General features: G+C 55.6%; 1 protein-coding gene. It reads right to left on the bottom strand.

Translation table 11 applies throughout. The features are described from left to right. Window positions 1-96: 96 nt before the first annotated feature. Window positions 97-1,086, bottom strand: a complete 990-nt coding sequence (locus M0D69_RS43630; protein WP_301787982.1) for an IS1595 family transposase — start codon at window positions 1,084-1,086, stop codon at window positions 97-99. Window positions 1,087-1,181: the final 95 nt, after the last annotated feature.

The following is a 1,181-nucleotide window of genomic DNA, read 5'->3' as shown; positions in this document are numbered from 1 at the left end:
TCAGGCCGGTGAGGCAGAGCGCTCAAGCGTATTGACTGAGTACTGTACAAATATAAGGGCTATCCACTTAGCACCAAAATTCCGCATGCTGAAATTTCAGGTCTCGCGCGGAGATTTCTTCGCGATCTGGCGGTAGGTAATCGGGTCTGCCTGAACGGCCTGTTCGAGCAAGCGGTAGAAAATGAGGCCGCGAGAACGAGACGTGCGTCGGTTGAAGCGGAACACGAATTCGTCGAGATAGTGTTCCAACTGAGCCGGCTTAACTGCTCCTTGGTGTGTACCAAGGAGCCAGCGCTTGAGCAACGATGCCACTCGATGGACGCCTGGCAGCGGTATGTGGGCCGGAATGGCATCCGCTCGTATCACGTTTTTGACCACCGTCCGTTCATGCTGATATTCCTCCCGTAGCTCCCGATAGATGGCTGCGCCGTCCGTACGCAGCACGGAGCCGGGTTCCACGACTTCTCTTACGAACGGAACGATTTCGTCGCCCGACTCGGCTTCAATTCGCTGCAAGCGAATACGGCCGAACCCTTTTGGCTCCAAAATTTCCACGGCGATCACTACAATCGACTTCGTGGTCAATCCCTTCGTGCCTTTGCCGACTGGGGTGACACGGCGATCACGAATGGCAAGATAGCTTTGGTCTACTTCGACGATGCCTTGCAAGCGCTCTCGCCCTGGACAAACCATCGCCCGGCGAAAGCGATGCAGAATAGTCCAGGCAGTTTGGTAACTACCAAAGCCCAGCACGCGTTGCAAACCCAAGGCGCTCATGCCCGATTTCTGGCTCGTGATATGCCACGCAGCTGCCAGCCATACCTTAAGCGGCGTGCGTGTCTTATCCAGAATTGTGCCCGACGTGACCGTGCCAGGATTGCGGCAGGCCCTGCAGATCAGGCGTGCGCGGCTACTCCGATACGGTTCACTCTTTGCCCTACAACTCGGGCATACGAATCCATCTGGCCAGCGCAGCCGCTCAAGATATCGTGCGCAATCATCCTCGGTGGAAAACCATTCTTCAAACTGGCTCCACGTCCGAGGGTAGTCGATGCCCGCAATAGGGGTAGGCTGAGATTCACTCACGCCGACATGATCGCTCCGTTGGCGCTAAGTGGATAGCCCTTACAAATATACAGTGGCATGCTATTGATGTGTCATGGCCGAAATTCGCACGAATA

Source organism: Caballeronia sp. SEWSISQ10-4 2, assembly GCF_030464885.1.
Classification (GTDB): Bacteria; Pseudomonadota; Gammaproteobacteria; order Burkholderiales; family Burkholderiaceae; genus Caballeronia.
The sequence above is the reverse complement of the archived record's forward strand: the minus strand, read 5'-3'. Positions and strand labels throughout refer to the sequence as shown.